The sequence below is a fragment of the Nitrosomonas communis genome (assembly GCF_900114745.1).
Classification (GTDB): Bacteria; Pseudomonadota; Gammaproteobacteria; order Burkholderiales; family Nitrosomonadaceae; genus Nitrosomonas; species Nitrosomonas communis_A.
The window spans coordinates 1-24,725 of record NZ_FOUB01000031.1; the positions used below are offsets into that span (position 1 = coordinate 1).

22 protein-coding genes and 1 other RNA gene are annotated in these 24,725 nt (G+C 43.1%); 12 read left to right on the forward strand and 11 right to left on the reverse strand.

Annotated elements, in window-relative coordinates; translation table 11 throughout:
• The first annotated feature begins 943 nt into the window (after positions 1-943).
• The 4 genes from ffs to rluB all read left to right on the forward strand — a co-directional run bounded on the left by ffs (position 944) and on the right by rluB (position 4,024).
• Positions 944-1,042, forward strand: an RNA gene (ffs, locus tag BM122_RS11955) — signal recognition particle sRNA small type.
• A gap of 60 nt (positions 1,043-1,102) precedes the next feature.
• Positions 1,103-2,704, forward strand: coding sequence for a DNA polymerase III subunit gamma/tau (dnaX, locus tag BM122_RS11960; protein ID WP_074905770.1), 1,602 nt, complete (start codon positions 1,103-1,105; stop codon positions 2,702-2,704).
• Positions 2,705-2,720: 16 nt separating this feature from the next.
• Positions 2,721-3,044 (forward strand): YbaB/EbfC family nucleoid-associated protein, encoded by a 324-nt coding sequence (locus tag BM122_RS11965; RefSeq protein WP_177198118.1) that lies wholly within the window; start codon positions 2,721-2,723, stop codon positions 3,042-3,044.
• Between the two features lie 104 nt (positions 3,045-3,148).
• Positions 3,149-4,024, forward strand: a complete 876-nt coding sequence (gene rluB, locus BM122_RS11970) for a 23S rRNA pseudouridine(2605) synthase RluB (protein ID WP_083398473.1) — start codon at positions 3,149-3,151, stop codon at positions 4,022-4,024.
• Here rluB and prmB read toward each other — a convergent pair.
• A complete protein-coding gene (gene prmB, locus BM122_RS11975; RefSeq protein WP_074905772.1) occupies positions 3,981-4,889 on the reverse strand; it encodes a 50S ribosomal protein L3 N(5)-glutamine methyltransferase in 909 nt (302 codons plus the stop codon). The genes rluB and prmB overlap by 44 nt on opposite strands.
• 476 nt (positions 4,890-5,365) lie before the next feature.
• On the opposite strand from prmB, the gene tadA reads away from it, so the two are divergent.
• Both tadA and BM122_RS11985 read left to right on the forward strand, forming a co-directional pair.
• Positions 5,366-5,836, forward strand: a complete 471-nt coding sequence (gene tadA, locus BM122_RS11980) for a tRNA adenosine(34) deaminase TadA (RefSeq protein ID WP_143083421.1) — start codon at positions 5,366-5,368, stop codon at positions 5,834-5,836.
• The gene (locus BM122_RS11985; RefSeq protein ID WP_074905774.1) at positions 5,833-6,312 is read left to right on the forward strand and encodes a L,D-transpeptidase; all 480 of its coding nucleotides are present in this window, start codon (positions 5,833-5,835) and stop codon (positions 6,310-6,312) included. Before tadA ends, BM122_RS11985 begins: the two co-directional genes overlap by 4 nt.
• A 346-nt stretch (positions 6,313-6,658) precedes the next feature.
• On the opposite strand, the gene BM122_RS11990 is transcribed toward BM122_RS11985, so the two are convergent.
• The 7 genes from BM122_RS11990 to BM122_RS12025 all read right to left on the reverse strand — a co-directional run bounded on the left by BM122_RS11990 (position 6,659) and on the right by BM122_RS12025 (position 16,467).
• Positions 6,659-7,996, reverse strand: coding sequence for a hypothetical protein (locus tag BM122_RS11990; RefSeq protein WP_143083422.1), 1,338 nt, complete (start codon positions 7,994-7,996; stop codon positions 6,659-6,661).
• An 894-nt stretch (positions 7,997-8,890) separates the two neighbouring features.
• On the reverse strand, positions 8,891-9,430 hold the full coding sequence (locus BM122_RS12000; protein ID WP_074905777.1) for an NUDIX hydrolase: 540 nt from the start codon (positions 9,428-9,430) through the stop codon (positions 8,891-8,893).
• Positions 9,431-9,501: 71 nt separating this feature from the next.
• On the reverse strand, positions 9,502-10,320 hold the full coding sequence (locus BM122_RS12005) for a DUF2914 domain-containing protein (RefSeq protein WP_074905778.1): 819 nt from the start codon (positions 10,318-10,320) through the stop codon (positions 9,502-9,504).
• Between the two features lie 434 nt (positions 10,321-10,754).
• Entirely contained in the window at positions 10,755-12,263 is a 1,509-nt protein-coding gene (locus tag BM122_RS12010; protein ID WP_074905779.1) for a patatin-like phospholipase family protein, read from the reverse strand.
• A gap of 11 nt (positions 12,264-12,274) precedes the next feature.
• A complete protein-coding gene (locus BM122_RS12015) occupies positions 12,275-13,174 on the reverse strand; it encodes an acetoacetate decarboxylase family protein (RefSeq protein WP_074905780.1) in 900 nt (299 codons plus the stop codon).
• Positions 13,175-13,193: 19 nt separating this feature from the next.
• A complete protein-coding gene (locus BM122_RS12020) occupies positions 13,194-14,219 on the reverse strand; it encodes a lipase family protein (RefSeq protein WP_074905781.1) in 1,026 nt (341 codons plus the stop codon).
• Positions 14,220-14,256: 37 nt separating this feature from the next.
• On the reverse strand, positions 14,257-16,467 hold the full coding sequence (locus tag BM122_RS12025; protein ID WP_218152066.1) for a GMC oxidoreductase: 2,211 nt from the start codon (positions 16,465-16,467) through the stop codon (positions 14,257-14,259).
• 514 nt (positions 16,468-16,981) lie between these two features.
• Here BM122_RS12025 and ligA point away from each other — a divergent pair.
• The 4 genes from ligA (at position 16,982) to def (ending at position 20,964) form a co-directional block, all read left to right on the forward strand.
• On the forward strand, positions 16,982-19,024 hold the full coding sequence (gene ligA, locus BM122_RS12030) for an NAD-dependent DNA ligase LigA (RefSeq protein ID WP_074905802.1): 2,043 nt from the start codon (positions 16,982-16,984) through the stop codon (positions 19,022-19,024).
• Between the two features lies 1 nt (position 19,025).
• Entirely contained in the window at positions 19,026-19,577 is a 552-nt protein-coding gene (locus tag BM122_RS12035) for a hypoxanthine-guanine phosphoribosyltransferase (RefSeq protein WP_074905782.1), read from the forward strand.
• A 117-nt stretch (positions 19,578-19,694) separates the two neighbouring features.
• On the forward strand, positions 19,695-20,441 hold the full coding sequence (locus BM122_RS12040) for an S-methyl-5'-thioinosine phosphorylase (RefSeq protein WP_074905783.1): 747 nt from the start codon (positions 19,695-19,697) through the stop codon (positions 20,439-20,441).
• Entirely contained in the window at positions 20,431-20,964 is a 534-nt protein-coding gene (gene def / locus BM122_RS12045; RefSeq protein ID WP_074905784.1) for a peptide deformylase, read from the forward strand. Before BM122_RS12040 ends, def begins: the two co-directional genes overlap by 11 nt.
• A gap of 16 nt (positions 20,965-20,980) precedes the next feature.
• Here the strand turns inward: def and BM122_RS12050 are convergent, their stop codons facing one another.
• From BM122_RS12050 to BM122_RS12060, 3 genes are all read right to left on the reverse strand, one after another.
• A complete protein-coding gene (locus BM122_RS12050; protein ID WP_074905785.1) occupies positions 20,981-21,391 on the reverse strand; it encodes a CopD family protein in 411 nt (136 codons plus the stop codon).
• A gap of 181 nt (positions 21,392-21,572) precedes the next feature.
• Complete coding sequence (locus BM122_RS12055) at positions 21,573-22,289, reverse strand: arginine N-succinyltransferase (RefSeq protein WP_074905786.1); 717 nt, start codon at positions 22,287-22,289, stop codon at positions 21,573-21,575.
• 15 nt (positions 22,290-22,304) lie between these two features.
• Entirely contained in the window at positions 22,305-23,030 is a 726-nt protein-coding gene (locus tag BM122_RS12060; protein WP_074905787.1) for a glycosyltransferase, read from the reverse strand.
• Positions 23,031-23,120: 90 nt separating this feature from the next.
• On the opposite strand from BM122_RS12060, the gene BM122_RS12065 reads away from it, so the two are divergent.
• Complete coding sequence (locus tag BM122_RS12065; RefSeq protein ID WP_074905788.1) at positions 23,121-23,570, forward strand: NUDIX hydrolase; 450 nt, start codon at positions 23,121-23,123, stop codon at positions 23,568-23,570.
• 4 nt (positions 23,571-23,574) lie between these two features.
• Positions 23,575-24,660, forward strand: coding sequence for a tRNA 2-thiouridine(34) synthase MnmA (gene mnmA / locus BM122_RS12070; protein ID WP_074905789.1), 1,086 nt, complete (start codon positions 23,575-23,577; stop codon positions 24,658-24,660).
• Positions 24,661-24,725: the final 65 nt, after the last annotated feature.

A 24,725-nucleotide genomic window follows, 5' to 3' on the forward strand; every position in this document is an offset into this window, starting at 1 on the left:
GGAAAATTGCTGTTTCGAACACATCAATTTTACTCCATCCCCAAGCCCACTCAGGCTTTATCTCTCAAGAGTTTAGGGTTAACCGGACAGTAGTGATATTTTTCAATTATTACAAAATCATTTTTTTGCAAATGCGGCTAATCAACTTTATTAACATATTACATTAGATTTTCATCGGAAGAACTGATACCCACAAAGATCTTCAGCCGATGCATATAAATATCAACAATAGCTTGAAGAATATGGCATGGGTGTTCTATGAAGCTGTAAGGGAAACTAATCTTTGGCAGCCTGAAACGCGAATGGTTAATAGGCAATGCAGGCTTATCAATCCTGAAATTCTGCTATAGTCGATATACAAGCATATAATGCCTACTGCATTCATACAACCATTGGCAATATGTCATTCCATTTCCAAATCAAAACTGGCTTTGTCGGCTTCACCTTGCAGTATTATTTATCCTGTCTGCGGCTCGTCTTCGCGCCATTCATTTTTGATTTGGAAATGGAAGACACCCCATCTAAAAATGGCTGCCAAAACACGATTAAAGCAAAATCTCCTATTTCTATTTGTTATATGATAATATTGCGTTTCGAAAGGTCGATTGCGGATAGAGCAGGTTTAGATGATTGTGTACTCGCGCAACTATGGGTTGCTTGATTTCCTTTTCCTTGTAATAGGCAAAATTGCCTGATTGAAGGGCAAGACTAGAGCGAGTTCCCGCAACCATTGAATTACTGGTTTAAGTTACTCGGAAGATTACACCAAGCATTTACAGGCCCTTTGCTGAATATTGGCAAAGGGCTTTTTAATAGAATTTTTAGCGCCGTTTCTGCTGTGACGGTGGTTTATCAAAAGATCTATTGAATAGTTTGTAAAAATTTTAACTGGGCTATTGTTATTTACCAATCAGCAATGTTGATTGATGTAAAATTGTCTTATGGCGGGCCTCCCCGCATTGCAGGGTAGTGAACCTGGTCAGGTCCGGAAGGAAGCAGCCACAGCTATTTTTTGCAAGTGCCGGGGGTTCGGCTCGCCACCCTAACTGATAGATAGGTTATTGATAATGATCTACTCTTTTTCCTTCGTTTGATTAATATCGTGTCTCAAACTCAAGTTCTTGCCCGGAAATGGCGCCCGAGAAACTTTTCTGAATTGACTGGGCAAGACCATATCGTTAAAGCGATTACTCATTCACTTGAGCAGAATCGATTGCATCATGCCTATCTGTTTACAGGAACACGTGGAGTCGGTAAGACAACAATTGCTAGAATCTTAGCTAAATCATTGAATTGTGAAGCTGGCGTGACATCCATGCCCTGTGGAGCATGTCCGGCTTGTATTTCTATTGATAAAGGAAATTTTATTGATCTGGTAGAATTGGATGCAGCATCCAATACCCAAGTTGATAGCATGCGTGAACTCCTTGAGAGCGCAAGTTATGCGCCCACCGCCGGCCGGTATAAAGTTTATCTCATTGATGAAGTGCACATGCTTTCCAGATCGGCTTTTAATGCCATGCTCAAAACTCTGGAAGAGCCTCCCGAACATGTCAAATTCATACTGGCAACCACCGATCTGCAGAAGATTCCTATCACGGTATTATCGCGTTGCCTTCAGTTCAATTTAAAGCAAATTCCCTCCTCTTTGATTGCAGTGCATCTGGGGAAAATATTATCGCAAGAGCAGATTGCATTCGATTCTGCATCCTTGCAATTCTTGGCAAGAGCTGCCCAAGGAAGTATGCGAGATGCGCTGAGCTTGCTCGACCAAGCAATTGCATATGGCAATGGTGTTGTCCAAGAAGCTGATGTCCATGCTATGCTGGGTGTAATAGATCAAGAATATTTATATGATTTGTTAGAAGCGCTAGCGAGAAAAGACAGTGTAAAAATGTTATCAATTGCTGATGAGATGGAAGCGCGCAGCTTATCATTCGATAGTGCTTTACAGGGCCTCGCAGCCATACTTCATCGTGTTGCATTAGTACAAATTGCGCCTCAGGCGATTGATGAGACATTGACTGAATGTGAGCGACTTTTTGCATTGGCAAAGCATTTTACAGCTGAAGATGTGCAATTGTATTACCAGATCGTGCTTCATGGACGTAATGATTTGAATCTGGCGCCGGACGAATATGCTGGTTTTACCATGACTTTAATACGGATGCTGGCATTTATACCCGAGCAGATATTTTCGGGGGAGATTTCTAAGAAATCTGGAGAAGATAGGAATATTAGGCAAGAACCTCTCCAAGTAATGAATCAGGCGACAAATAATAGCCAATCGGTCCATAAAAAAGAGACTGAGATTTCTAGTTCTTCTAATGAAGGCTGGTTATCAATCGTAAATCAGTTGAGCTTGAATGGGATGACTAAGATGCTGGCGCAGCATTGTGAGGCTAAGCTCTTCACAACTGATATGATTGAGTTGTGTGTGCCGGAAATACATAAGTATCTGTTAGAAAAGGCTTATCAGGATAAACTAAAAGCTGCATTAGAACACTATTTTAACAAACCAATTAAAGTTACGTTTTCGATCGGAACTATTACGGGGATGACATCACTAGTCATGCAAGAGCGTGAAAAACAGGCAAAGCAGTCAGAAACGATTGCCGCAATGGAAGCAGATCCCTTTGTGAGAGAAATAGTAAAAAATTTTGATGCGAAACTCATCATTTCTTCGATTAAACCAATTGAATAATGGAGACAGAGTAATGATAAAAGCGAATTTAGGCAATTTAATGAAGCAAGCGCAGCAGATGCAAGAAAATATGAAAGTAATGCAAGAACAGCTGGCGACGATAGAAGTTGAAGGTCAATCAGGAGCGGGTATGGTTAAAGTGGTGATGACTTGCCGCTATGATGTCAAGCGTATCCATATCGATAATAGTTTGATGGGCGACGATAAAGAAATGCTGGAAGATTTGATTGCTGCTGCAGTGAATGATGCGGTGCGTCGGGTAGAGGCCACCACCCAAGAAAAAATGGCGAGTTTAACAGGTGGATTGGGATTGCCTCCCGGCATGAAGCTGCCTTTCTGAGTAAGAGATCGAATGCATTAAATTAACCCTTAGATTGTTGATTTTGTTTATTAAAATTCAGCGCCTTTCTTAATTAGATGATTTCCTATGGCGAAGTAAAGTAAATGTATATCAAACGAGCTCTCAGTGCGAGGAAAAAGCAGGCGTCGGCACCGCTGAGTGACAATACTGCCATCAAGCCTGATTTAATGGTTACCCATAAGCTCCATAAGCTCTTGGCACAAAGCGGTTTAGGCTCTCGGCGTGAGATGGAAGCCCTGATCGCTTCAGGTCAGGTCAGTATCAATGGCAGGAGTGCAAAATTGGGAGATCGAGTAGGGGCAAGAGATCTGGTGCGTGTGAATAAGCGTATTATACGGCTCAATACCAACGAACGTTTACCGCGCATTATTCTTTACCATAAGCCAGAAGGTGAAATCGTGAGTCGTCATGATCCCGAAGGGCGTCCCTCTGTTTTTGATAAATTGCCACAATTGAAATCATCTCGCTGGGTTGCTATTGGTAGATTGGATTTCAATACCAGTGGATTGTTGATATTTACCACTAACGGTGTCTTGGCAAATCGGCTTATGCATCCACGTTTCCAAGTTGAACGTGAATATGCGGTTAGAATTATTGGTCGTTTGACTCCAGAACAAAAGAGCCAATTATTAATGGGGATTGAGCTGGAAGATGGGTTGGCAAAAGTGAGTGATTTGTCGGAACAAGGTGGGGAAGGTGCTAACCGTTGGTATCACGTGATATTAAAAGAGGGTAGAAATCGGGAGGTAAGACGTCTGTTTGAAGCATTGGGCTTAACAGTCAGCCGGCTAATTCGCGTGCGGTTTGGTCCGATCCATCTGCCTCCCAGATTGAAGCGCGGCATGTGGCATGAACTGGATGAAAATGAAACTACAAATTTGTTAGCACTCGTTAATAGTACTTCTTTGCCTGGCGTTATTCAAAAACGTGGTAAATTAAATCACTGCGCTTCAACATGAAAACAAATTGATCGCCTGCGCTTGTTTCCAGCCAGGTAAAAGGCAGATGCGGGAAGGATTGCTCAAGGATATCTCGATTATGACCAATTTCTATAATCAATAGTCCTTCTTCGGTCAGATAATTGGCAGCTTCACTCAGTATCGTTCGTATTATGGCCAATCCATCCGGACCAGCTGCAAGCGCAATTCTTGGTTCATGCCTATATTCTTCAGGAAGTGCTGTTATCGATTCAGTATTAACATAGGGTGGATTGCTAATAATTACATCATAGCGTCTCCCAGCTAATTCATTAAATAAATCAGATTGAATCGGCTTGATCGCGTGCGCTAGATTATAACGATCTATATTTTTCAAAGTGACCTCCAACGCTTCAGCAGAAATATCTACTGCATCAACGTTTGCATTCTCGAACGCATGAGCTAGCAATACGGCTAGACATCCTGAACCCGTACACAGATCCAGTGTGGCATGAATGGCATCGGGCTGTTTAATCCAGGGTGCCAGCCGGTCTTGCAATAATTCAGCGATAAACGAGCGCGGTATGATAACGCGTTTGTCTACGTAAAAACTGAAATCACTTAGCCAAGCCTCATTCGTCAAATAAGCTACTGGGATTCTTTCTGTAACACGTTGTTCTATGCGATAGATGATTTGTTCGCGCTCAGGCTGGGTGATATGTGCATCCAAAAACAAGTCTAATTGGTCAGGAATAAGATGTAGTGTGTGTAAAATCAGATGAGCAGCTTCCTCATAAGCAGTGGGAAATCCATGGCCATAAAATAAGCCAGCTTGATTAAAATAGCTCACTGCGAAACGCAACAGATCACGCAAAGTACATAGTTCGTTCCTAGCATGATTGATCATTGAAATTCTAGGTTCTCGGGAAGAGATCACCATATCTGGCAATAGAAGAGTATTGGAATATGAAGCGAATGTAGCATAAAAGATACGCTGATGCTCAAATTATTCGATTAAATCTGAAAGCTGCAGCTGATCCCCTTGATTGGAGAGCTAATTCCATTTCCCAATCAAAACTGACTTTGTAAGCTTCACCTTGCCGTATTATTTATACTGTCTGCGGCTCGCCTTCGCTTCATTTTTGATTTGGAAATGGAATTAGCTCATGACATAGGAAGGGATTTCCGAAATTTTTTTATTCACCCGAATGGTGAGGCTGCTACGAGGTGTATCATATATCGCGCCAGGCGTGAATGCGGCGTTGCTCTCCGTTGTAGGGAATGGCCGTGCGACTTCATCACGTCTTGCCTCGCGCCGGGATTACCCTACGCTCCACCCTGTCCAATTGCGGTTTAGGTTAAATAACACTATTAATGATATCAATGGATAAAGAATATTTTATGCGTGCAGCACTTGATCTCGCATTCAAGGCGAAGGAACTCGGAGAGGTTCCAGTGGGCGCAGTAGTCGTCAGGAATGATGAAATCATAGGTCGTGGCTATAATCGCTCTATCATAGCCATGGATCCAACAGCACATGCAGAAGTGGTGGCATTACGTGATGCAGCTCAGAATTTGAATAATTACCGTTTATTGGATTGCACGTTATTCGTGACGCTTGAACCTTGTGTAATGTGTATCGGCGCACTTTTCCATGCCAGGATCAAGCGCTTGGTATATGCTGCTGCCGACCCCAAAACCGGTGTCTGTGGAAGCTTGTTAAATTTGCCAGCAGAGACAAGACTTAATCATCACTTGGAAGTCATCAAGGGTGTGCTGGCAACTGAAGCAAGCAGTCTGCTAAGACAGTTTTTTATCTCAAAGCGAAATTCTGGCAAAGCCCTTTTATTATGAGAATTCATATCAGTATTGCTCGACAACAACTCAACTTGATAAATGATGAAGATAAGATTGTCAGAAGCTATTTAATCTCTTCTGCCAGAAACGGTATCGGTCAGCAACGGGGAAGTTTTTGTACGCCACTGGGAAAGCATATTATCCGCGCCAAAATTGGTGATAAGCAACCGATCAATACAGTATTTGTCAAACGCCGTCCTACCGGAGAAATTTACACACCTGAGCTGGCTGCCCGCTATCCTGGTCGGGACTGGATTCTGACGCGTATCATGTGGTTATCAGGCTGTGAAATCGGATTCAATCGGCTAGGCTTGGTTGACACTATGTCTCGTTATATTTATATCCATGGCAGCCCCGATAGCGCAGAAATGGGTAAACCTGGTTCGATTGGTTGTATTCGTATGCACAATGGCGATCTGCTGGATCTATTTGATCGTGTAATAGTGGGAACACCTATTGAGATTAACCGATGAGCGAGTTATTGCTGATTCTTTTCTTGCAAGGTTAACCCTAGAGTTAACCTACAAGCTCAATTGAATGGGGTGGAGCGTAGGGCGAGCCCGGTGCGAGGCAAGACGTGATGAAGTCGCATGGCCGTCCCCTGCAACGGAGAGCAACGCCGCATCGCGCCTGAAGCGGCATAGGATTCACTTTGTAACGGCCTCACCATTCGAGTGAATAAAAAAATTTCGGAAATGCCTTCATATATCCTGGGCTTAACTCTCCAATCAAGTAGCCAACTGCGGTTGTTAGGTGTAAATTTTATTAAAGCTGTTTGAGATTTAATCCTCCTATTATCAGCTGAAAGTGAGATTTACATTAAGGAGTGATAGTGATTGTGACTGAACTGCTAAAAGTGCCATTAACGATACCGTCCGAATTGTCATCAACAGAAAAAGTTAGAGTGTAAGAACCAACAGGCAGCATATTAGCAGGAATACTCGCAATGGGAGAGTGATCAATAGCAAACAATTCGCCTCCATGTACTCGAAGAGGCTGATCTGACAGGATAAATTCAAGCTTATCATTTAACCAGAATGTCCCTATCGGAGTAATTGCCTCTATCCAGTGATCTGCTTGGTTTCCACCATAGGCGCCAGGATTAAGAGATACGGTAAGAGTTAAGCTATCATTTTGTGACAAGGTTATAGAGTCAGTTGCATTATTAGCGAAAATAGTAGGCACAGGTGTTGAATGATGAGGAGGAGAGGGAGAGGGAATATTATTAAAGAACCATGGAATATTGCTGTTAAAGTAAGTTCGTCCCTGAGTGATCACAAAGTGTGTAGGGGTAATTTGCTCTGCCATAATTTCACTAATTGAAAATGATGTTCTATTGTCATCGAAACTGAAGACAATATCTGCCGTGTCAGTGAACCCGACAAATTCTAGCTTTAACGAATAGTCGTCCGCTGTACCTGCTACTCTATCTAAGCCACTCATGGCAAGTCGCAGCGTGGCCACATCATCTGCAGCCAATGTGCGTTGTGCTTCACCAGCATGAGCCCCCTGTTGCATAATAGCTTCAGTATTCTGAAGACCGAATAATGCAGCAACTTTACGATCAGCATTTATGGCAAAGGTGTTTCCAGGCGGTAGATCAGATAGCTCGCGACTATAGGTTGTCATATCCACCGTTGTCGCAATATTAAATGGATTATTGTTGCTTTTACGAAACCAGTGAAGATTAATATCGTCACCACGTAAATCATCACCAGAACCACTAACACTGTCAGGGCCTCTGTCAAGATTGAATTGACTGTCAACTCCCTTGATAGATTGAGTGAAGTTTCTATTTGCGCCATTCAAACCTGATTCAGATGCCAGATTGGGATGCCCGAGTCCAATACAATGTCCCACTTCGTGCAGGACAACTGATTCAAAATCAAAGTGGTCAGCAGGAACATTGCTTCCTTCTCTAACAGTATTATTAATCGTGGGAAGTAAATTATTCCAGGTACTGATGATATTTTGGATAGGAATCACCATTTCTTCTGCATGAATGGATGAAGGTGAGATACCAAGTGTTACGGTCAAGTTGGCACCTGCACCGCTATAACCTGGGGGATGAGTAATAACATCTACGCCATGTTCTTCCCCAGCGAAGTTAAATGTCCCTGCGAAAGAGAGGGGAACTCCACTTATCGCAAGCGACAAGAAGGTTAGCTGCGATAGTAGTATTAATTTCAATTTGGTGAGAATCAAAGATTCAAGCCGATAGCGTATGCGTTTCATCTTGATAAATTAATGTTAATAACTGGCCTTGCCTCCGCAGTTGGAATGATGTGCTGCAATCAGTTATCAGTCGTTCATTTAATTTTTTTAAGATCAGACCATTTTAGGATCATTTTTAGCTTTTGCTGAACCGAGAGGAGGGACTGAATTTCCTCGATATTGAAAAATTGTTCAGCAGTCTATTTAATTCCATTTCCAAACCAAAACTGACTTTGCCGGCTTCACCTTGCCGCATTATTAATACTGTCTGCGGCTCGCCTTCGCGTCATTTTTGATTTGTAAATGGAATAAGGCCGCACCATGAAATAGTCTTTTTTGTATTTAAGCTGCCTGTTATTTTAGTAGATTTATATTGATTGGGATAAATTTCGATGAATGTAATTGATGCATTCAATACTTTAAATTGGGAAAAAATGCTTACTGCTTTATTTTTTGTACCTTTTTGCGAATAAGATCGAATTAGATTCAAGGGTTTTGCTATTTGTCGACCATAATTGATCCAGAGCATTGGGTGTCAGATAAGCTTCATAAGTACCGGCTTGCTTCATATAAGATGGTCGGTAAAGCAATAAGTACCCATCATTGAAAATGGGTATAAAAGTACTTTTCCCAGCCTCTCGCGTGCTCCAGCATTTCTCGATAGGATATGATGGCACTATCTTGCTGATGGCTATCAGAGGCGGTTATGAGCAAACATGATTAGATACAGTATTCATTTCCTGAAAAGCAACACCTTGATTGATAAACAAATGCAAGAATAGCGTTATCGAGGATTTCATTATCTGCTTTGTAATCAATTCAACATATTGAAAGAAATCACGATGAAGGCTGGTCAATAACACCCAGATGAAAGATGATTTGCCCTTTACGCCGTTCTTCTAGATAGCGTTTCAAAGGATCATGAATGACGCGAAAAGCTATTTCATTCCATGGAATTTCACGCTCATCGAAGAGCTTGACTTCCAGACTCTCTATGCCAGGAGAAAAATCCAGATCTAACAAGCGAGCCCGAAACAGGAGATAGAGCTGGCTGATATGAGGTAAGCTATAGACAGCGTATAGATCACCAATTTCTACCCGCGCATTGGCTTCTTCCAGCGTTTCCCGGGCAGCTGCCTGCGCTAATGTTTCGTTATTTTCCATAAAGCCTGCCGGTACAGTCCACTTCCCTTCTCGGGGGGCAATCGCACGGCGGCATAATAAAATCTTGTCTTTCCATTCAGGAATGCATCCCACGATCATTTTTGGGTTCTGATAATGAATGGTATGACAAGTAGAACAAACAAAACGTGGTAACGTATCACCTTCTGGTATATATAACTCGACTGTGGCACTACAGCTACTACAAAATTTCATGGTTTTATTTCAGTCGATGAGCAATGTTTAAGCACAGTAAATTTTTTGATATCGGTATACTCATCTATTGTTTATTGGGTGCGATGACTCACCGTAAAAGCACGTTCGGCAAGCAAATTCCCGAATTGATCCTGTACCTCAACTCGCCATTGACCTAATTGGGTTTTATTCAGCAATTTATTGGAATGTGTACGCCAGTCATCATTTTTAATTACAAGCGGGATTTTCGCAACTTCTTTATTTTGATGAAACCAATTTATATTGATTTCTTGATCTTTTAATCCACGTAAGTGGAGAAAAAAGTAGATTGTCCGGCTTGCTCCTTGAGAAAGCCGGACATGATCGATATTGTCAATGGGTTCTTGTTGCTGAATAGCACTCGTCAATTGAGCTTTGATAACATGAGATCGATCAGTGTAAGCTGCTTTTGCCTTGGTTGATTGGCTGTTTATTTTATTCTTGACTATTTCAGGCTTTCTAGGGGGAATAATGATATGTCCTAGATTTGTTGTTGCTTTAATAGACTCTGAAGTGCGTGTGTCTGCAGGAATTGACTTCATGGTAGGAGCTGAGATTTCACCGCTCATGTCGCTATTGTTAGCTGATAGATCATTTGATTCTATGTTCTTATCGAGGGCTAAACTCTCAAAATTTTTGGACTGAGTATTTTCTGCTGATAAAGTTTCATTAACCGGCTGGTCACTTTCTTCGGCAAACAACCACAATAAAATCCCACTCAGCATTATCACAAATAACAATACTGCCGTAGATATTTTTGTCCAGTCAAAAGGAGGTTTTGTTTGATTGACTGTTTCTTCTGAGTTGCTGGCTTCGGAGAATTGTGGAATCTGATTGAGTTTGATGCGAATCTTGAGTTGCTGGTCATTCATAATGAAAATAGATTAGAACTTAATGAGCTTTATTGACTATTGTAGAGCCCAATAGATTAAACAGCGAGAAGATTTTTATAATATTACTGTTTAAAAATATCTCAGCAAGCTATCATTCCGGATAATTCACTCATTCCATTTCCAAATCAAACATGACGCGAAGGCGAGCCGCAGACAGTATAAATCATACGGCAAGGTGAAGCTGACAGAGTCAGTTTTGATTTAGAAATGGAATAAGCTAGACTGGAACATGATGCAGATGCTGATGAACAAGCGCTTCTGGATAGATTTAGCCAAACCCAATTTGTGCCGCCGACCTAATTTGGGTCAGATAAATTAAATATATCGCGCAGCAAGGCTAAACTTTCTAGAAGGGAAGTGTTGTAGACATCAATACCTTCATGAAATTAAGAAATATCTTCGTTCGCAAGCTATTAACTATAAACATCATATAATTCACCTATGAAAAAGCGGGCAAAACGCCCTTTGATTGCGATTTCTTCGGTGAATGATGTCGCTTCCGTAGCATGAAAGCCCCTGATTAAGTCTTTGAGACTCGTCAAAGGCAGATGCAACGTGCTATTAGCCAAAAGATTCCCATCCTGTGCCCGTCCTTTGAATAATTTTAGGTTCATGTTTGATAAATCACGCCACATTTCGATGCCAGGATCGTCATTGAGGACTTGTTCAAGGATAAAACTGTAATTTTGGTTATCTTTTTCAACATCAAATGAATAGGTAATTCTCCGCATTTTTTTTGTTACATTTTCCAGAGTAAAATTACCATTAGTGAGCATTCTGAAAGGTCCAATAGAGGGGCTTTCCAGATGGCCAGTTACTCTTGCGCTGTGTAATGAATCATCAATAAAAGCGTTCAGATTGTTAATGTGAACGGTCAGACTCAGTTTCAACTCCTCACTTGTATAGGGTGTCTGTCCCTGAAAATTTAGGCGGCCCTGTAGCTGTTGCGAAAAGCGAATCCCTGGCACCGGATTCTTCATGCGGGAAGGATTGATAGGGGGGATTTGATTGGGTGCTTTGGCAAGGTTATGTAAATAAGTCTTGCCATCAGCATAACCCATTTCGATCAAGGTGGCATGATTGATTTTGCCAAGATACAAATCTGGGTCCAATGGTAAAGGATAATCAGGCCGGATCACGTGAACTTGAATTGGGCGAGTTTGTCCATAAGGGCTATCACCTTTCTCAATACGGTGATTGAGTTCACGTATGAGCTCCAATTGATTATTCAAAGCAGTATTGGCGCTGACTTCCAGCATTTGCACGTAAAGGTGTAATACTCCGCCGCGGTATACTCCCGTGTTGCCCAGCCCCCAAAGTACCCAAATTTCCTCAGCAGCATTCTTGACTGCTTCGATGAGATTGGCATCCTGGACAAAACCGGTATCCAGATAAATACCATCATTCTTATAGACTGGAGGAAAGACGCCTGGTAAAGACATGCCAGCAATGACCATATCTTCATCAATATTTCGATGGGAAATGGTCTTAACGGTCTTATTCGCATAATCCAGGACGTTATAGTTGGCACTGACCGTATTCACCTGATGTATGGTTGCAAAATTGATCCCAAAATGTGGCAATACTTTGTTGCGGAAACTATCCGCATCACCCATACCTTGTAAATTCTCAGCTTTGAGATAATCCTCAAGTGGTAGAAATGAAATGGTATCAATCATACGCAGAGTACGCCAACGCTCAGATATTTCTTCTGGCGAGATGCCTGATAACAGCATGGATAAATTCAAGCTACCACCTGAGGTACCATCCATGAATTGAAAGGCCATGCCTGCTTCCTCGAGTGCAACCAGGATGCCTGCTTGATAAGATAAGCGCAGGCCACCACCCGGCAATACTAAGGCTCGTTTGGGTTCACCGGTTTTTTGGGATGCTGCCAGGTAGATGAATGCGTCTGTATTCATGCTACTGATCTTTAGCGGTTGAGGTTACCAAATGTTTCACCAATAATCGGTGCACTTGGCGGTGATGGCCACGTTTCATCCAGCGGCAAATCAATAACGCTTTCAAATCCTTCTGGTGAGGTTGATGGGGGAGTGGCCTGGTGTAGGAACCAGGATTCGATGTGATCATCAAGCGTACCGATAACATCCGGTATGAATGCAGTCATCAAAGGTTGATTCTCAATTTCAAGGGTTTTCAAGGCATCAGCACGTGGATGATCACCCAGCACTAGTTTGGCATTGGCAAACTTAAACAGCTTCATGCCCGCTGTGCCTTTAATGTAAATGCTGGATTTGAGTAGCATCCCGCGGAAAGCGCAGTAATTGACAGCAGGGATGTTCAATAATGGCAGGAAAGAGAATGAGGGGCGAGCGATTTCTATATAAGTCACCAGTTTTCCATCCAGATCATATTGACTGCTAACTGTTTTATCACTGATATTAAAGTTCAGATTACCTTGATGTTTGGGCATGCCCCAGATACCCTTGCCACCCTTTACTGAAATCTTTGTAGAGACTGGTAATTCGAGCACATATTGGCCTGTACCGAAAGTATTCATCAGTAATAAGGGAAGTAATGGTGGAGCAGGTTTAAGTCCATGAGTACAGGCGATGCCGATACTATATTCGATATATTTACCAATGTTGGTACCTAAGTAATTGATGACGGTTATCACCAGCAATCCCTTGTTATTACGGAGCCGCAGCGGATAGACTTCTGCTGGCAATACTGCTTTGGCCTTGTCTGCATTGATGGGGAATACTGCCATGAGAACGGGGGAAGGCGCGCATTGTACAGGTAATTGAAAAGGGATGCCGTCGACCAGGGAATGCTGGCCGGAAATTGCTTTGATTCGCTTTGGAATGCCCATGTAGTTAGTTATCTCCTCATTATTTAGAGAGTTCTTCGATCATGATGGGAAATACGTCACGAGCAGCATTCTTGCCCATGAAGATATCCAAATGACTATATTCGGGAAGTCTATGAAATGTATGAAAATTTGGTTGTAATTTGTTGAAATAGGCCCATGATTTTTCTTGGCTTTCCGGTAAAAAGCAGCGATTTTTTTCACCACAAAAAAATGAAAAACGCGCTTCCGTTTTGGGCGGTGTCGCAACATAATCTGATGGTAATTCAGGAAAACCTTCTACCGAAACCAGATTACCCTTATGGACGCAGCGAGCCATTTGTTGAAAAAATCTCAAGGGCACGTTACCGAATTCTTCCTTAAGCCACTCATGTGTATTTTCGCTGAGATTTTCATGCCGCCATAAAGCTGGAAAGCCGCTGCCATAAGTGAAGCTCACCCACTTGCAGACTATGTTATTACATTCATGATGAGTCAATTTGACCAAAGCTGTCATTATCTTGGCAATCCAGGTCGATGCCTCCACGCCCCAATGAGGATTTACATAGGGAGTCAGCATATTTACCAGTGGTACAACAAAATTCAGCTTAAACGCTGACCAGGCGGGGACGACTGGATGCAAGGTTACTGCGTTAGCAACAATGGTCGTCACCTGCGGCAGGAGGCCTGCCATGGTAGACATCATAAAGCTGGTAGAACCTTGGCAATGAATAATCGCCTTCATGGTTTTGTACCCTGTTTCTTCGCAGATTTTGCGCACTGCGTAAGGATGATCGTAAAGTGCGGCTTGATCGAGCGTCCAGGTATTGGCAGGAAAATCAATGCTAGCACGCCAGTTTTCTAACCAGACATCATAGCCAGCTTCGATAAGTGCATTTACAATTGTTTCTTTTTCGGGTGCACGAAAAATATTTGCCCGGACTCCTGCGCCGTGAACCAGGATAATGGGGCCTTGCTTGGGTGGCTGTGTGGCTGAGCGAACATTAATCAGGTTCAACGCCATGCCGTCGCCAGCCGTGAAAGGAACCATGCGCTCCTTCAGACTCATGATGTTATTCTCTCAATATAATTTGTTATAGCTGGAATCAAGGCTTGATAAGTTCTGCCATACGTTCTGCTAAGGCGGCGATCGTGCGAGAAGGGTTTAATCCAACTGCTTTTGGGATAATGGACCCATCGGCAATATAAAGACCAGGATGACCAAATACTTCTCCTTTATGATCGACAACACCATCTGTACTACTCGTACCTATCCGACACCCCCCCAACGGATGCGGGGTAATTAAATTTTTCAGAACAGTCCAAGTCAAAGGAACTTCAGCAGCTCCTCCTGTCGCTTTTGAGAGTTCTATATGCATGTCGATTAAAGCTTGCACGGCACCTGCTGATTTTTGAATATTCCAATTCAGTTCCATCTTGTGGCGAAATGGCGGAATCCGGCTGCGTGAAAGTTTAAGCACGCCATCAGAAGCATCAACTGCCTGTCCAAACCACGGCATGACACAAGATAAAGGGGTATTGTTTTTAACCAGAGTTTGCAGAACACTAAAAAAATGACCATATTGATGATCTGTACTTAAACCAGTAACGGCGTCTTTGATCAGATTGGGTAAGCCACCATCTTGTACCCAGAATCGCTGCCCTTTAAAAGAGCCATCCAGAAAATCAATGGCACTGGTGATCGTCGGGCCCTGAGTCGGTGAAATATCACGATTGTTAAAAATAGCCGGCGTCAGGAAATCGCCGTTGGAACTCCATCCTGTTCCGAGAACAGAGCTAAGATTGGGTAAGGTTCCATATTGATCACGGCAGCGCAGGAGCAATTCGTTAGTTCCCATGGTGCCGGCTGCAACAATTACTTTTTTTGCGTTGAGAAAACCAGGGGCCAGTTTTTTTCTATCAATATCGATTACATTGAAATCAACACGATAACCTGTACCGCTCTGTAATGGTGTGATCCGTTGCACTAAATGCAGTGGTTTGACCACAGCGCCATGCTGTTCAGCCAGAGGAATATAATTTAAATCAAGAGTATTACGAGCCTTGACTGGACACCCAATGTCACAGTTACCGCAATGAATACAGGTACCTTGTTCCTGACCGAATGCATTGATGTGATATTTGGAATGTTGATTGCCGAAGGGGTCGGCACGATCATAGCTAAAATCAGGGTCAAAGTTGACGGCTAGTGGCATTTTACGAAAACGGCTACTGTAACCGCTTTTCTCAGCGGCTTCTTTCATCAGCTTCATCTTGGCTGGCCACTGATTATCAGGAACTTCCTGGACGTTGAGCATTTTGCCGGTCTTTTCATAATAGGGCTTTAAGGATTCGTAAGTGATCTCCTTGGGCCAGCCCATATCAAAAACAAATGGCTCCGCTTCAACAAAAATATTTGCATAAATGAGTGAGCCGCCACCCACGCCACTGCACTGCGCAACCGCCATGTTAGGATAGGTGCGCAGATCAATCCACCCATTCAATTCTGCGGGTTTTTCATTGGACCACAACCAAGCATCCTTTGGATCGCGCGGATAATCCTTGACTTCCCAGCGGCGACCTCGTTCGAGAATACAGACTTTCAGTCCCTTTTCCGCCAATCTACAGCCAGTTATAGCGCCACCAAAGCCACTACCAATGACGATCACGTCATAATGCAGTGTCTCATCATGCGATTTATCGAGTAACTGTTTACCGAATTTAGGAATAATATAACTATCCCATAGTTTTCCGGCAAAAAACGCGCCAAATTTTTCAATAGCGTGTGCTTTCTCAGCCAGACTGGTAGCTCCCGGCACTTGGATGGTGGAAAGCAGATCAGCCAGTTGTTTAACACCTAATGTCAATATACCCGCACCAACGATCGGACCACTCTTGTCTTTACCTTGATATAAGCAGGTATACAAAGTGGTCGTGTCAGACCAGAGATCGAAGCCAGCAGGATCATCCTTGACGTTCTTGTGACCAGCTAAATAATAATCTTGTCCTTGATGCTGGAATGCCAATTCATAGACCATATAGGTCACGTCAGGGTCATTGGTAGGTTTGAACAAGTTAAAAATGCCAGAATTCGCCGCGATTCCAGTTCCAAAGGGTGGAAAATCTATCGTGCCGGTCAACCATCCTAGATGGTTGGGGTCACTTAAAAAGCGATCCAGGTCATCTAAACTAACTTTGGCGTGCATGGCGAGCTGAGTGTTGTTTTGCTTACCTACCTTAGCTCCTTCAGCCGGATCAGTTACTCCGAGGGTAAAATAACCCGACATGGTTTCTTTGAACGTCAAAGATATACTCATAAACTTTTTCTCGATCTGAAATTAAGGTATTGAAAGTAAATTATTTTTCTAATAAATCGCTTTTTTTAAATAATGCTCTCGGAATAAATTGCTGTCAAGTGATGGTTTATTTCGATAATAAAATCGATAGGAAAAGTGTAAATCTCCAAGAAATAATATTTAGCTTAATTCTGCAATTGAACGCCTAATTGGGGAGTTGGTCCATGATACAGGCATTTTTAAAATTTTCTTATTCACCAGAAATAGTGATGAGGCTTCGAGGTGTATCATATGTTGCTCCAAGCGCGAATACGGCATTGCTTTTTACTGCAGGGGATGACATTGCGGTCTCTCGCACGCTCCATCTCGTTCTCGTCTAACGGTGACTTCTTCAGGTTTGGGTATTTCAGAAAAAATTGCTATTCTAAGATTGTTATTGATGGAAAAATATCTAGAATAAATAGAATTCGCAACACTATTTATAACTTGACTTGCACCCTGAGTTATGATTACGCGTGGATGTCTCAAAATTGATATGAACGATTCCATCAAAACAATTCAACAGCAAATTCAGACATTGCGTGAAACGATTGATATGCACAATTATCGTTATTACGCCTTGAATGCACCGACCATTCCGGATGCAGAATACGACCGGTTGTTCCGCCAATTGCAGCAGCTCGAGCAGCATTATCCTCAGCTCATTACCTCTGATTCTCCTACTCAGCGTGTAGGTGCTGCACCACTCAAAGAATTTATCCAGGTGATGCATCGTACTCCTATGCTTTCACTGAAAAATGCGTTTGAAGACAGAGAAGTAGAAGCATTTGACCGCCGTATCCGTAAAGAACTAAAAATTGATCATGTCGAATATACGCTAGAACCTAAATTCGATGGATTAGCTGTTAATTTGACTTATGAAAAAGGTATATTGAAAAGTGGTGCCACGCGTGGCGATGGTGAGAAAGGGGAAAATATCACGCTTAATTTGCGTACCATTAAATCGATTCCTTTGCGGTTGTCACTAGAGCATCCACCATCCTTGTTTGAGGTGCGGGGTGAAGTGCTTATATTGAAAGCAGATTTTGAGAAACTCAATCAGGAGCAGCAGAAAAAAAATAAAAAGACGTTTGCTAATTTACGTAATGCTGCAGCAGGTTCAGTAAAACAGCTTGATCCAGCTATAACAGCGAAGCGCAGATTGGTCTTTTTTGCCTACGGCGTGGGTGTCCATGAAGGGACAGCTCCTCCCTATACTCGACAAAGTGAAGCGATGGATTACTTGAAAACATTGCATTTTCCGATCGCCTGCGAATATAAAGTGGCCATTGGTGTAAAAGCATTACTCGCTTACTATCACGAAATGACTACCTCACGTGATAAGCTGCCTTACGAGATCGACGGTATCGTGTATAAAGTTAACGATTTAGCGCAGCAGGCAAAGCTTGGCTTTGTTTCCCGTGAGCCTCGTTTTGCCATTGCCCATAAATTCCCTGCAGTGGAAGACGTGACTGATTTGGTAGGCATTGATGTTCAAGTTGGAAGGACAGGAGCGCTAACACCTGTTGCAAGATTAGCACCAGTTTTTGTTGGTGGCGTGACAGTCACCAATGCAACCTTACATAACGAAGATGAAATCAAGCGCAAGCAGATTATGATTGGTGATAAAGTGATTGTACGCAGAGCGGGGGATGTCATTCCGGAGGTGGTAGCTGTTGTCCCTGAGCAACGCCCATCGCATGCAAAATCTTTTTTGATGCCTGATCACTGTCCCATCTGTGGCGCTCGAGCAGTGCGTCTGCCGGGCGAAAAGGTCACGCGGTGTACTGGTGGTCTATTTTGTCCTGCACAGCGCAAACAAGCCATTCTTCATTTTGCTTCACGCCGGGCGATGGATATCGAAGGGTTGGGTGAAAAATTGGTAGATCAATTAGTGGAAAATTCTATCGTGCGCACTCCTGCTGATCTGTATAAGCTCGGTCTTTCCGCGATGGCTAATCTGGAGCGTATGGCAGAGAAATCAGCGAATAACTTGCTGGTGGCGATTGAAAAAAGTAAGCGGACCACACTTGCTCGATTCATTTACGCACTGGGCATTCGTCATGTAGGAGAATCTACTGCCAAGGATCTGGCGTATTATGTGGGCCAGCTTGACCGATTGATGGCTATGAACGTGGAGCAGTTACAGATGGTTCCAGATATCGGTCCTGTAGTGGCGCTAAGTATTGTTGATTTTTTTGCAGAGAAGCACAATCGGGAGGTGATCGAGCAGTTACGTAGCTGTGGGGTCAGATGGGAAGAGCATTCAGGAAAGGTAAGACAGATTAGTAGCCTCCTTCATGGCAAGACCTTTGTTCTGACAGGAACTTTACCCAGCATAACACGAGATGCGGCCAAAGAAAAAATTGAACACTTGGGTGGAAAAGTCACGAGTAGTGTTTCTACAAAAACTGATTATGTAGTGGCAGGATCCGATCCAGGTGGCAAATATGACAAAGCGGTAAAGTTGGGTATTAAGATACTTGATGAAGCAGGACTAATGAAATTGTTGCAAGACAGTTCTGGAGTCAGCAATTGATATGGCCGTACTCGTTGATAAAAAAGCAAAACAATTTTTAAAGAATGCAGAATTGATCGCTTCTGCTCATATGTTGTCGGAAATAGTCGAGCAGATGGCTAAAAACATAACAACGGTATTAGCAGGGCAATATCCATTGGTTCTTTGTGTGATGAGTGGTGCCGTGGTTTTTTCAGGACAATTGTTACAGTTACTTAATTTTCCCCTGGATTTCGATTATATACACCCGACTCGCTATAATCAAACGCTTGAAGGTGGTGTTATTGAATGGAAAGTATTGCCGCCGGCTAATTTGAAAGGAAGAGTTGTGCTTGTGTTGGATGATGTTCTTGATGAAGGATTCACACTTGCAGCCATCCGTCAGTGCATTATAGAGGAAGGTGCAAAAGCTTTTTATAGCGCTGTACTTGCAGATAAAGCTATCGGTAAAACGAAGCCGATCAGTGCTGATTTCATAGGTATGTCATTACCAGACCGATATGTATTTGGGTATGGTATGGATATAAAGGGTCTGTGGCGAAATTTACCTGCAATCTTCGCTATGAAGGAGTAATTTCATTTCTAAATCAAAACTGACTTTGTCGGCTTCACCTTGTTGTATTATTTATACTGTCTGCGGTTCGCTTTCGCGTCATTTTTGATTTGGAAATGGAGTAAAGTGTAAAAAAGTATGCTTGCAATTATTGGTGGGAGCGGAATGACCAAGCTTGCTTCTCTCGAAATATCACATCGCCAGATTGTGAGAACACCTTATGGTGAGCCATCTGGTCCATTAACCTTTGGCAAAATAGATAATCAAGAAATTGTATTCTTAGCACGGCATGGTCATGGTCATACTATTCCGCCGCATGCAGTGAATTACCAAGCCAATCTTTGGGCATTGAGTTTATTTAAACCAAAAAGAGTAATCGCGGTCGTATCAGTAGGAGGTATACGAGCAGATTTGACACCAAGCACAGTTGTTGTCCCGGATCAAATCATTGATTATACCTATGGTCGGAAATGTACTTATTTTGATAAAACCGACAGGCCGATTACTTATACTGATTTTACCCATCCTTTTTGTTTGGACACCCGTCGTCATCTTCTGTTAGCAGCGAAACAGGCGAACGAGAAAGTTATCGATGGGGGAGTTTATGCGGTGACCCAAGGGCCGCGACTTGAGACAGTAGCAGAAGTGAATCGATTGGAGCGGGATGGGGTAGATATGGTAGGCATGACAGGTATGCCGGAGGCGGCGCTTGCTAAGGAGTTAGGACTACCTTATGCTGCGATTGCAGCTGTGGCGAACCATGCAGCAGGACGGGGCACAAGCGTACGCGCAATTCCGCTAGAAGAGGTTTACGCTGTCTTGGAAAAAGCCATGGTAAGTGTGCGAAATATATTGGGATTTTTGGTGAAAATAAATGACGGTTAGAGCTGTTTTAAAAATGGGAGATCCACGCCTGCTGCAAGAGGCGAGGAGAGTGAATAAATTCAATACGCCTGAACTTGATGCGCTCATTCAGGATATGAAGGATACCATGGCGGCACTCAATGGTGCAGGATTGGCTGCTCCGCAAATTGGTGTCGACCAACAAGTAGTTATATTTGGTGTGGACTATAATCCACGCTATCCACAGGCAGAAGCAGTTCCTTTTACTGTTTTAATTAACCCTGTTGTGACGCCATTATCGAAAAAAATGGAAGAAGACTGGGAAGGGTGTTTAAGTGTTCCTGGTCTGCGCGGTATGGTACCGCGCTATATCCGGATTCGTTATGAGGGAGTCGATCAGCTTGGTAATGCAATTGACCGAAGGGTAGAAGGCTTCCATGCACGCGTCGTTCAACATGAATGTGATCATCTACATGGTATACTTTATCCGATGCGGATCACTGATTTTCGCACGTTCGGTTTTACCGATGTGCTGTTCCCCGGGCAAGAAGTGTTGGATGACTAGATCACGTCAGAGATCATCAAGGTTTGACCACGACGAGGATGACTACTGCAAATAGGATAGCAACAGGAATTTCGTTGAACCAGCGATAATAAATATGGCCGTGTTGATTACGATTACGCTTGAAATCGATTAATAGCTTACCGCAGTATAGATGATAGGCGATTAACAGCACGACCAAAGCTAATTTAGCCTGTAGCCATGCGCCGGAAAAACCATAACCCAGCCATAGCCAACTTCCAAATATCAGTGTCAGTAGTGCACCAGGTGTCATTATACCGTAGTAAAGTTTACGCTCCATCACTTTGAAGCGATCAATTCCCGCTTGATCGTTACACATGGCATGATAAACAAATAACCGGGGTAAATAAAACAATCCAGCAAACCAGGTAACCATAAAAATGATGTGTAATGATTTAATCCAGAGCATAGCGGGTAATCCTTAAATTTTTGGAAAAGAAAAGATAGCGTTCAAGATATATATAAAGACAATTTTCCGATACTGCCAGTTAGCACGTTCAAAAGTAAAGTGAGTCAATAATGCTAAAAGTCGTTCTTTTTTTGGGTCATGGTTTATAGAGCTTGCCATAATTTTATTGCAAGAAAGCAGGCTATTCTTTGAGTTTGATATTGATTTGGCCTTCTGTTACCTGAATATCCTCGATTCCTTCCGAAAAGGATTTCCAGAATCCTGGATCGACACCAAATTCACTAACAAGATCGATATTTTTTATTCCACCCAGCCAAGCATTAGGGATGGGGACACCCATGATGCTGACACCTTTGAGGATGATGACAGGTTTGTCATGCTGATAGGCCATGCCGATGCCAGTATTGAAACGGAATGTTTTGCCACCCAGTACCGGGAAATCCTCTTCAAGTGGAATGAGTAGTTTTGCGCTTACGAGATCATCAGTGAGATCAATAGCTAGTTTTTGTGCGAGATCGGTATTTTTAGCGAGTAACGCGTTCAGTTCACGTTCGGTGAAACTGATTGCACGCGGGGCATTTTCTTCGGAGTAGGGTTCTGGTTTCAGGAATCCGCTTTCGTCGATTTCGCCGTTTTTTTTCAGATTCGTAGTTTTCGTAGTATTAGTAGGGCGTGATAAAAATCCAGCTTCGTAACCGAGAGCATGCAGTTTAGCCTGGAGGGTTTTTTCTTCCTGGGTGTTCAGTACCACTGGTGTAAAGGCTGTAGCGAAAATATAGGTTTTAAGTACCCAGTAAGTGACAGAGATGGTAATGACAATGGTGAATAGCACAATCAGTAGTACATGGGTCCAATGTATAGGAGCAGTTCTTTTATCGGTATTTTGCGTAGGATTCATATGTGTGGTCAAGTGCTAGCGTCGTCCGTCATACCACATCGATAACCATTTTTTGTCTTGTAACGATCGGTGGGGATGAAGGATAAGACGCAAAAATTGTCCAAAAACTTCTCGCCTGCTATAAAGTTTAATTTTTCTTGCAGAGGTTTCAAGTGGATGTGCTGTTAAAATTGCAAATTTGAGATGATGGGCTTGACCCCATTTCTTGAGTTTCTGGCTGAATTCAATCTCCTCTGCTGCATATAATTCCAGATTGAATCCCCCTATTTCATGAAATGCTTTGCTGTTACATGCTATTAATGCACCCGCCGCCCAGCCGAATAAAACCGACAGCATTGTCCATAGCTTTAATATGGCATTTGCCCACCAAGGCATTCCTCTCATCAGCAGCGTGCTGCCAGCGCCGACATGTTTGCCTTGCTTGATCAATCGAAAGATGTCGGTTAATAATCCGGTATTCAACCAGCAATCTGCATCCAGAAATATCAGCCAATCGCCGGTAGCGGCGGCAGCGCCAGCAGTGCGTGCGCGCGCAATATGATTGATGGGTTCAAAAACGACGCGCGCCCCGGCCTGCTTTGCCAGCTTGGCTGTGTTGTCGGTAGAATTGTTATCGACCACGATGATTTCGTGAGTAAAACCAAAATCATGATTGGCGGCAAGCGCTTCAGTAACAGATCGTAGGCACTGGCCAATCAAACGTTCTTCATTGAAAGCTGGAATAATGATTGAAATATGCATGAAAAATATACTCTCATCAATGTATTACTGGCATGATGATAGCAAGTTTTATAGAGATGTTTCTTTATTAAATTAATCTGTACAGCCACCATGATTTGGAAACCTAATGTTACGGTTGCTGCCGTTATCGAGCAAAATGGCAAATATCTATTGGTAGAGGAAGATCAACAGGAGCTCGGAGCGCAACTTAACCAGCCCGCCGGCCACTTGGAGCCCAACGAGTCGATTATTCAGGCCAGTATTCGGGAGGCTCTAGAAGAAACCGCTTATACTTTTATTCCGCAATGGCTGATTGGTATTTATCAGTGGCACTCTTGCGCTGCTGATACGACTTTTTTGCGCTTCGCGCTGTCTGGTATAGTGACCGACTTTGATCCAAATCGAACGCTGGATAGCGGGATTTTGCGCGCTGACTGGTTTGATTTGAATGAGATTCGTGAACGAAGAAGTTGCCATCGCAGCCCGCTCGTCATGCAATGTATTGAAGATTATTTGGCTGGCAAACGCTATCCTCTAGAAATTCTAATACATTACGATTGAAAATATGAAAAAACAACGTGTTATAGTGGGTATGTCCGGTGGAGTGGATTCTTCTGTTGCTGCCTTACTATTAAAAGAGCAAGGTTACGAGGTCATTGGTTTGTTCATGAAGAACTGGGAAGAGGATGATACTGATGAATATTGTTCTTCCCGTCAGGATTTTCTTGATGCAGTATCGGTGGCAGATATCATCAATATTCCGCTGGAAGTAATCAATTTCTCGGCTGAGTATAAAGAGCGTGTATTCAATTTATTTCTTGCAGAATATAAGGCGGGGCGAACGCCTAATCCTGACGTGCTATGCAATGCTGAAATCAAATTCAAGGCATTTCTTGATCATGCTATTACCCTTGGTGCAGATTTTATTGCCACTGGTCATTATGCGCAGGTACGTAACATTCATGGCTCGTATCAGTTATTGAAAGGTGAGGATGGCAACAAAGATCAGAGCTATTTTCTCTACCGTTTAAACCAGGCACAACTGGCTAAGGTATTATTTCCTATCGGACATCTTTACAAACGGGAGGTACGTCAAATCGCGCGTGCGCACAATTTACCCAATTTTTCTAAGAAGGATAGTACCGGTATCTGTTTTATCGGCGAGCGTCCATTCCGCGAATTTCTCAATCGATATTTACCGCATGAGCCAGGTGAAATCCAGACACCAGATGGAATAAGGGTTGGCAAGCATATCGGTTTGATGTATTACACCATTGGCCAGCGGCAGGGATTAGGTATTGGTGGAGTAAAAGATGGCAATGACAAGCCATGGTTTGTTGCAGGGAAGGATAGAGCAAAAAATGTGCTGATCGTGGTGCAGGGGCATGATCATCCTGCATTGCTTCGTTCCACCTTATTGGCCACCGATTTGTCTTGGATCAGCGGCAAGGCGCCTCATCGCAACTGGGTGTATGCAGCTAAAACACGGTATCGGCAGACTGATGCACCCTGTGCCATTACGCGCCTTGATCAAGGGAGTTGCGAGATTGACTTTGCGCAGCTACAGTGGGCAGTCACACCCGGGCAATCTGTGGTAGTGTATGAAAGCAAGGTATGTCTGGGTGGAGGGATAATTGCTGGTAGTGAATGATTTATTGCTGTATTAGGTGGAACTCATTCCTCGCCTATCTATTTGACCGATTTGAATGTGATGCC

What these genes read in the sequence shown, in the direction of transcription:
- rluB (WP_083398473.1), top strand. Translation starts at nt 3,149, where the DNA reads ATGTATATCAAACGAGCTCTCAGTGCGAGGAAAAAGCAGGCGTCGGCA.
- prmB (WP_074905772.1), bottom strand. Translation starts at nt 4,889, where the DNA reads ATGATCAATCATGCTAGGAACGAACTATGTACTTTGCGTGATCTGTTG.
- tadA (WP_143083421.1), top strand. Translation starts at nt 5,366, where the DNA reads ATGGATAAAGAATATTTTATGCGTGCAGCACTTGATCTCGCATTCAAG.
- BM122_RS11985 (WP_074905774.1), top strand. Translation starts at nt 5,833, where the DNA reads ATGAGAATTCATATCAGTATTGCTCGACAACAACTCAACTTGATAAAT.
- BM122_RS12000 (WP_074905777.1), bottom strand. Translation starts at nt 9,430, where the DNA reads ATGAAATTTTGTAGTAGCTGTAGTGCCACAGTCGAGTTATATATACCA.
- BM122_RS12005 (WP_074905778.1), bottom strand. Translation starts at nt 10,320, where the DNA reads ATGAATGACCAGCAACTCAAGATTCGCATCAAACTCAATCAGATTCCA.
- BM122_RS12010 (WP_074905779.1), bottom strand. Translation starts at nt 12,263, where the DNA reads ATGAATACAGACGCATTCATCTACCTGGCAGCATCCCAAAAAACCGGT.
- BM122_RS12015 (WP_074905780.1), bottom strand. Translation starts at nt 13,174, where the DNA reads ATGGGCATTCCAAAGCGAATCAAAGCAATTTCCGGCCAGCATTCCCTG.
- BM122_RS12020 (WP_074905781.1), bottom strand. Translation starts at nt 14,219, where the DNA reads ATGAGTCTGAAGGAGCGCATGGTTCCTTTCACGGCTGGCGACGGCATG.
- BM122_RS12025 (WP_218152066.1), bottom strand. Translation starts at nt 16,467, where the DNA reads ATGAGTATATCTTTGACGTTCAAAGAAACCATGTCGGGTTATTTTACC.
- ligA (WP_074905802.1), top strand. Translation starts at nt 16,982, where the DNA reads ATGAACGATTCCATCAAAACAATTCAACAGCAAATTCAGACATTGCGT.
- BM122_RS12035 (WP_074905782.1), top strand. Translation starts at nt 19,026, where the DNA reads ATGGCCGTACTCGTTGATAAAAAAGCAAAACAATTTTTAAAGAATGCA.
- BM122_RS12040 (WP_074905783.1), top strand. Translation starts at nt 19,695, where the DNA reads ATGCTTGCAATTATTGGTGGGAGCGGAATGACCAAGCTTGCTTCTCTC.
- def (WP_074905784.1), top strand. Translation starts at nt 20,431, where the DNA reads ATGACGGTTAGAGCTGTTTTAAAAATGGGAGATCCACGCCTGCTGCAA.
- BM122_RS12050 (WP_074905785.1), bottom strand. Translation starts at nt 21,391, where the DNA reads ATGCTCTGGATTAAATCATTACACATCATTTTTATGGTTACCTGGTTT.
- BM122_RS12055 (WP_074905786.1), bottom strand. Translation starts at nt 22,289, where the DNA reads ATGAATCCTACGCAAAATACCGATAAAAGAACTGCTCCTATACATTGG.
- BM122_RS12060 (WP_074905787.1), bottom strand. Translation starts at nt 23,030, where the DNA reads ATGCATATTTCAATCATTATTCCAGCTTTCAATGAAGAACGTTTGATT.
- BM122_RS12065 (WP_074905788.1), top strand. Translation starts at nt 23,121, where the DNA reads ATGATTTGGAAACCTAATGTTACGGTTGCTGCCGTTATCGAGCAAAAT.
- mnmA (WP_074905789.1), top strand. Translation starts at nt 23,575, where the DNA reads ATGAAAAAACAACGTGTTATAGTGGGTATGTCCGGTGGAGTGGATTCT.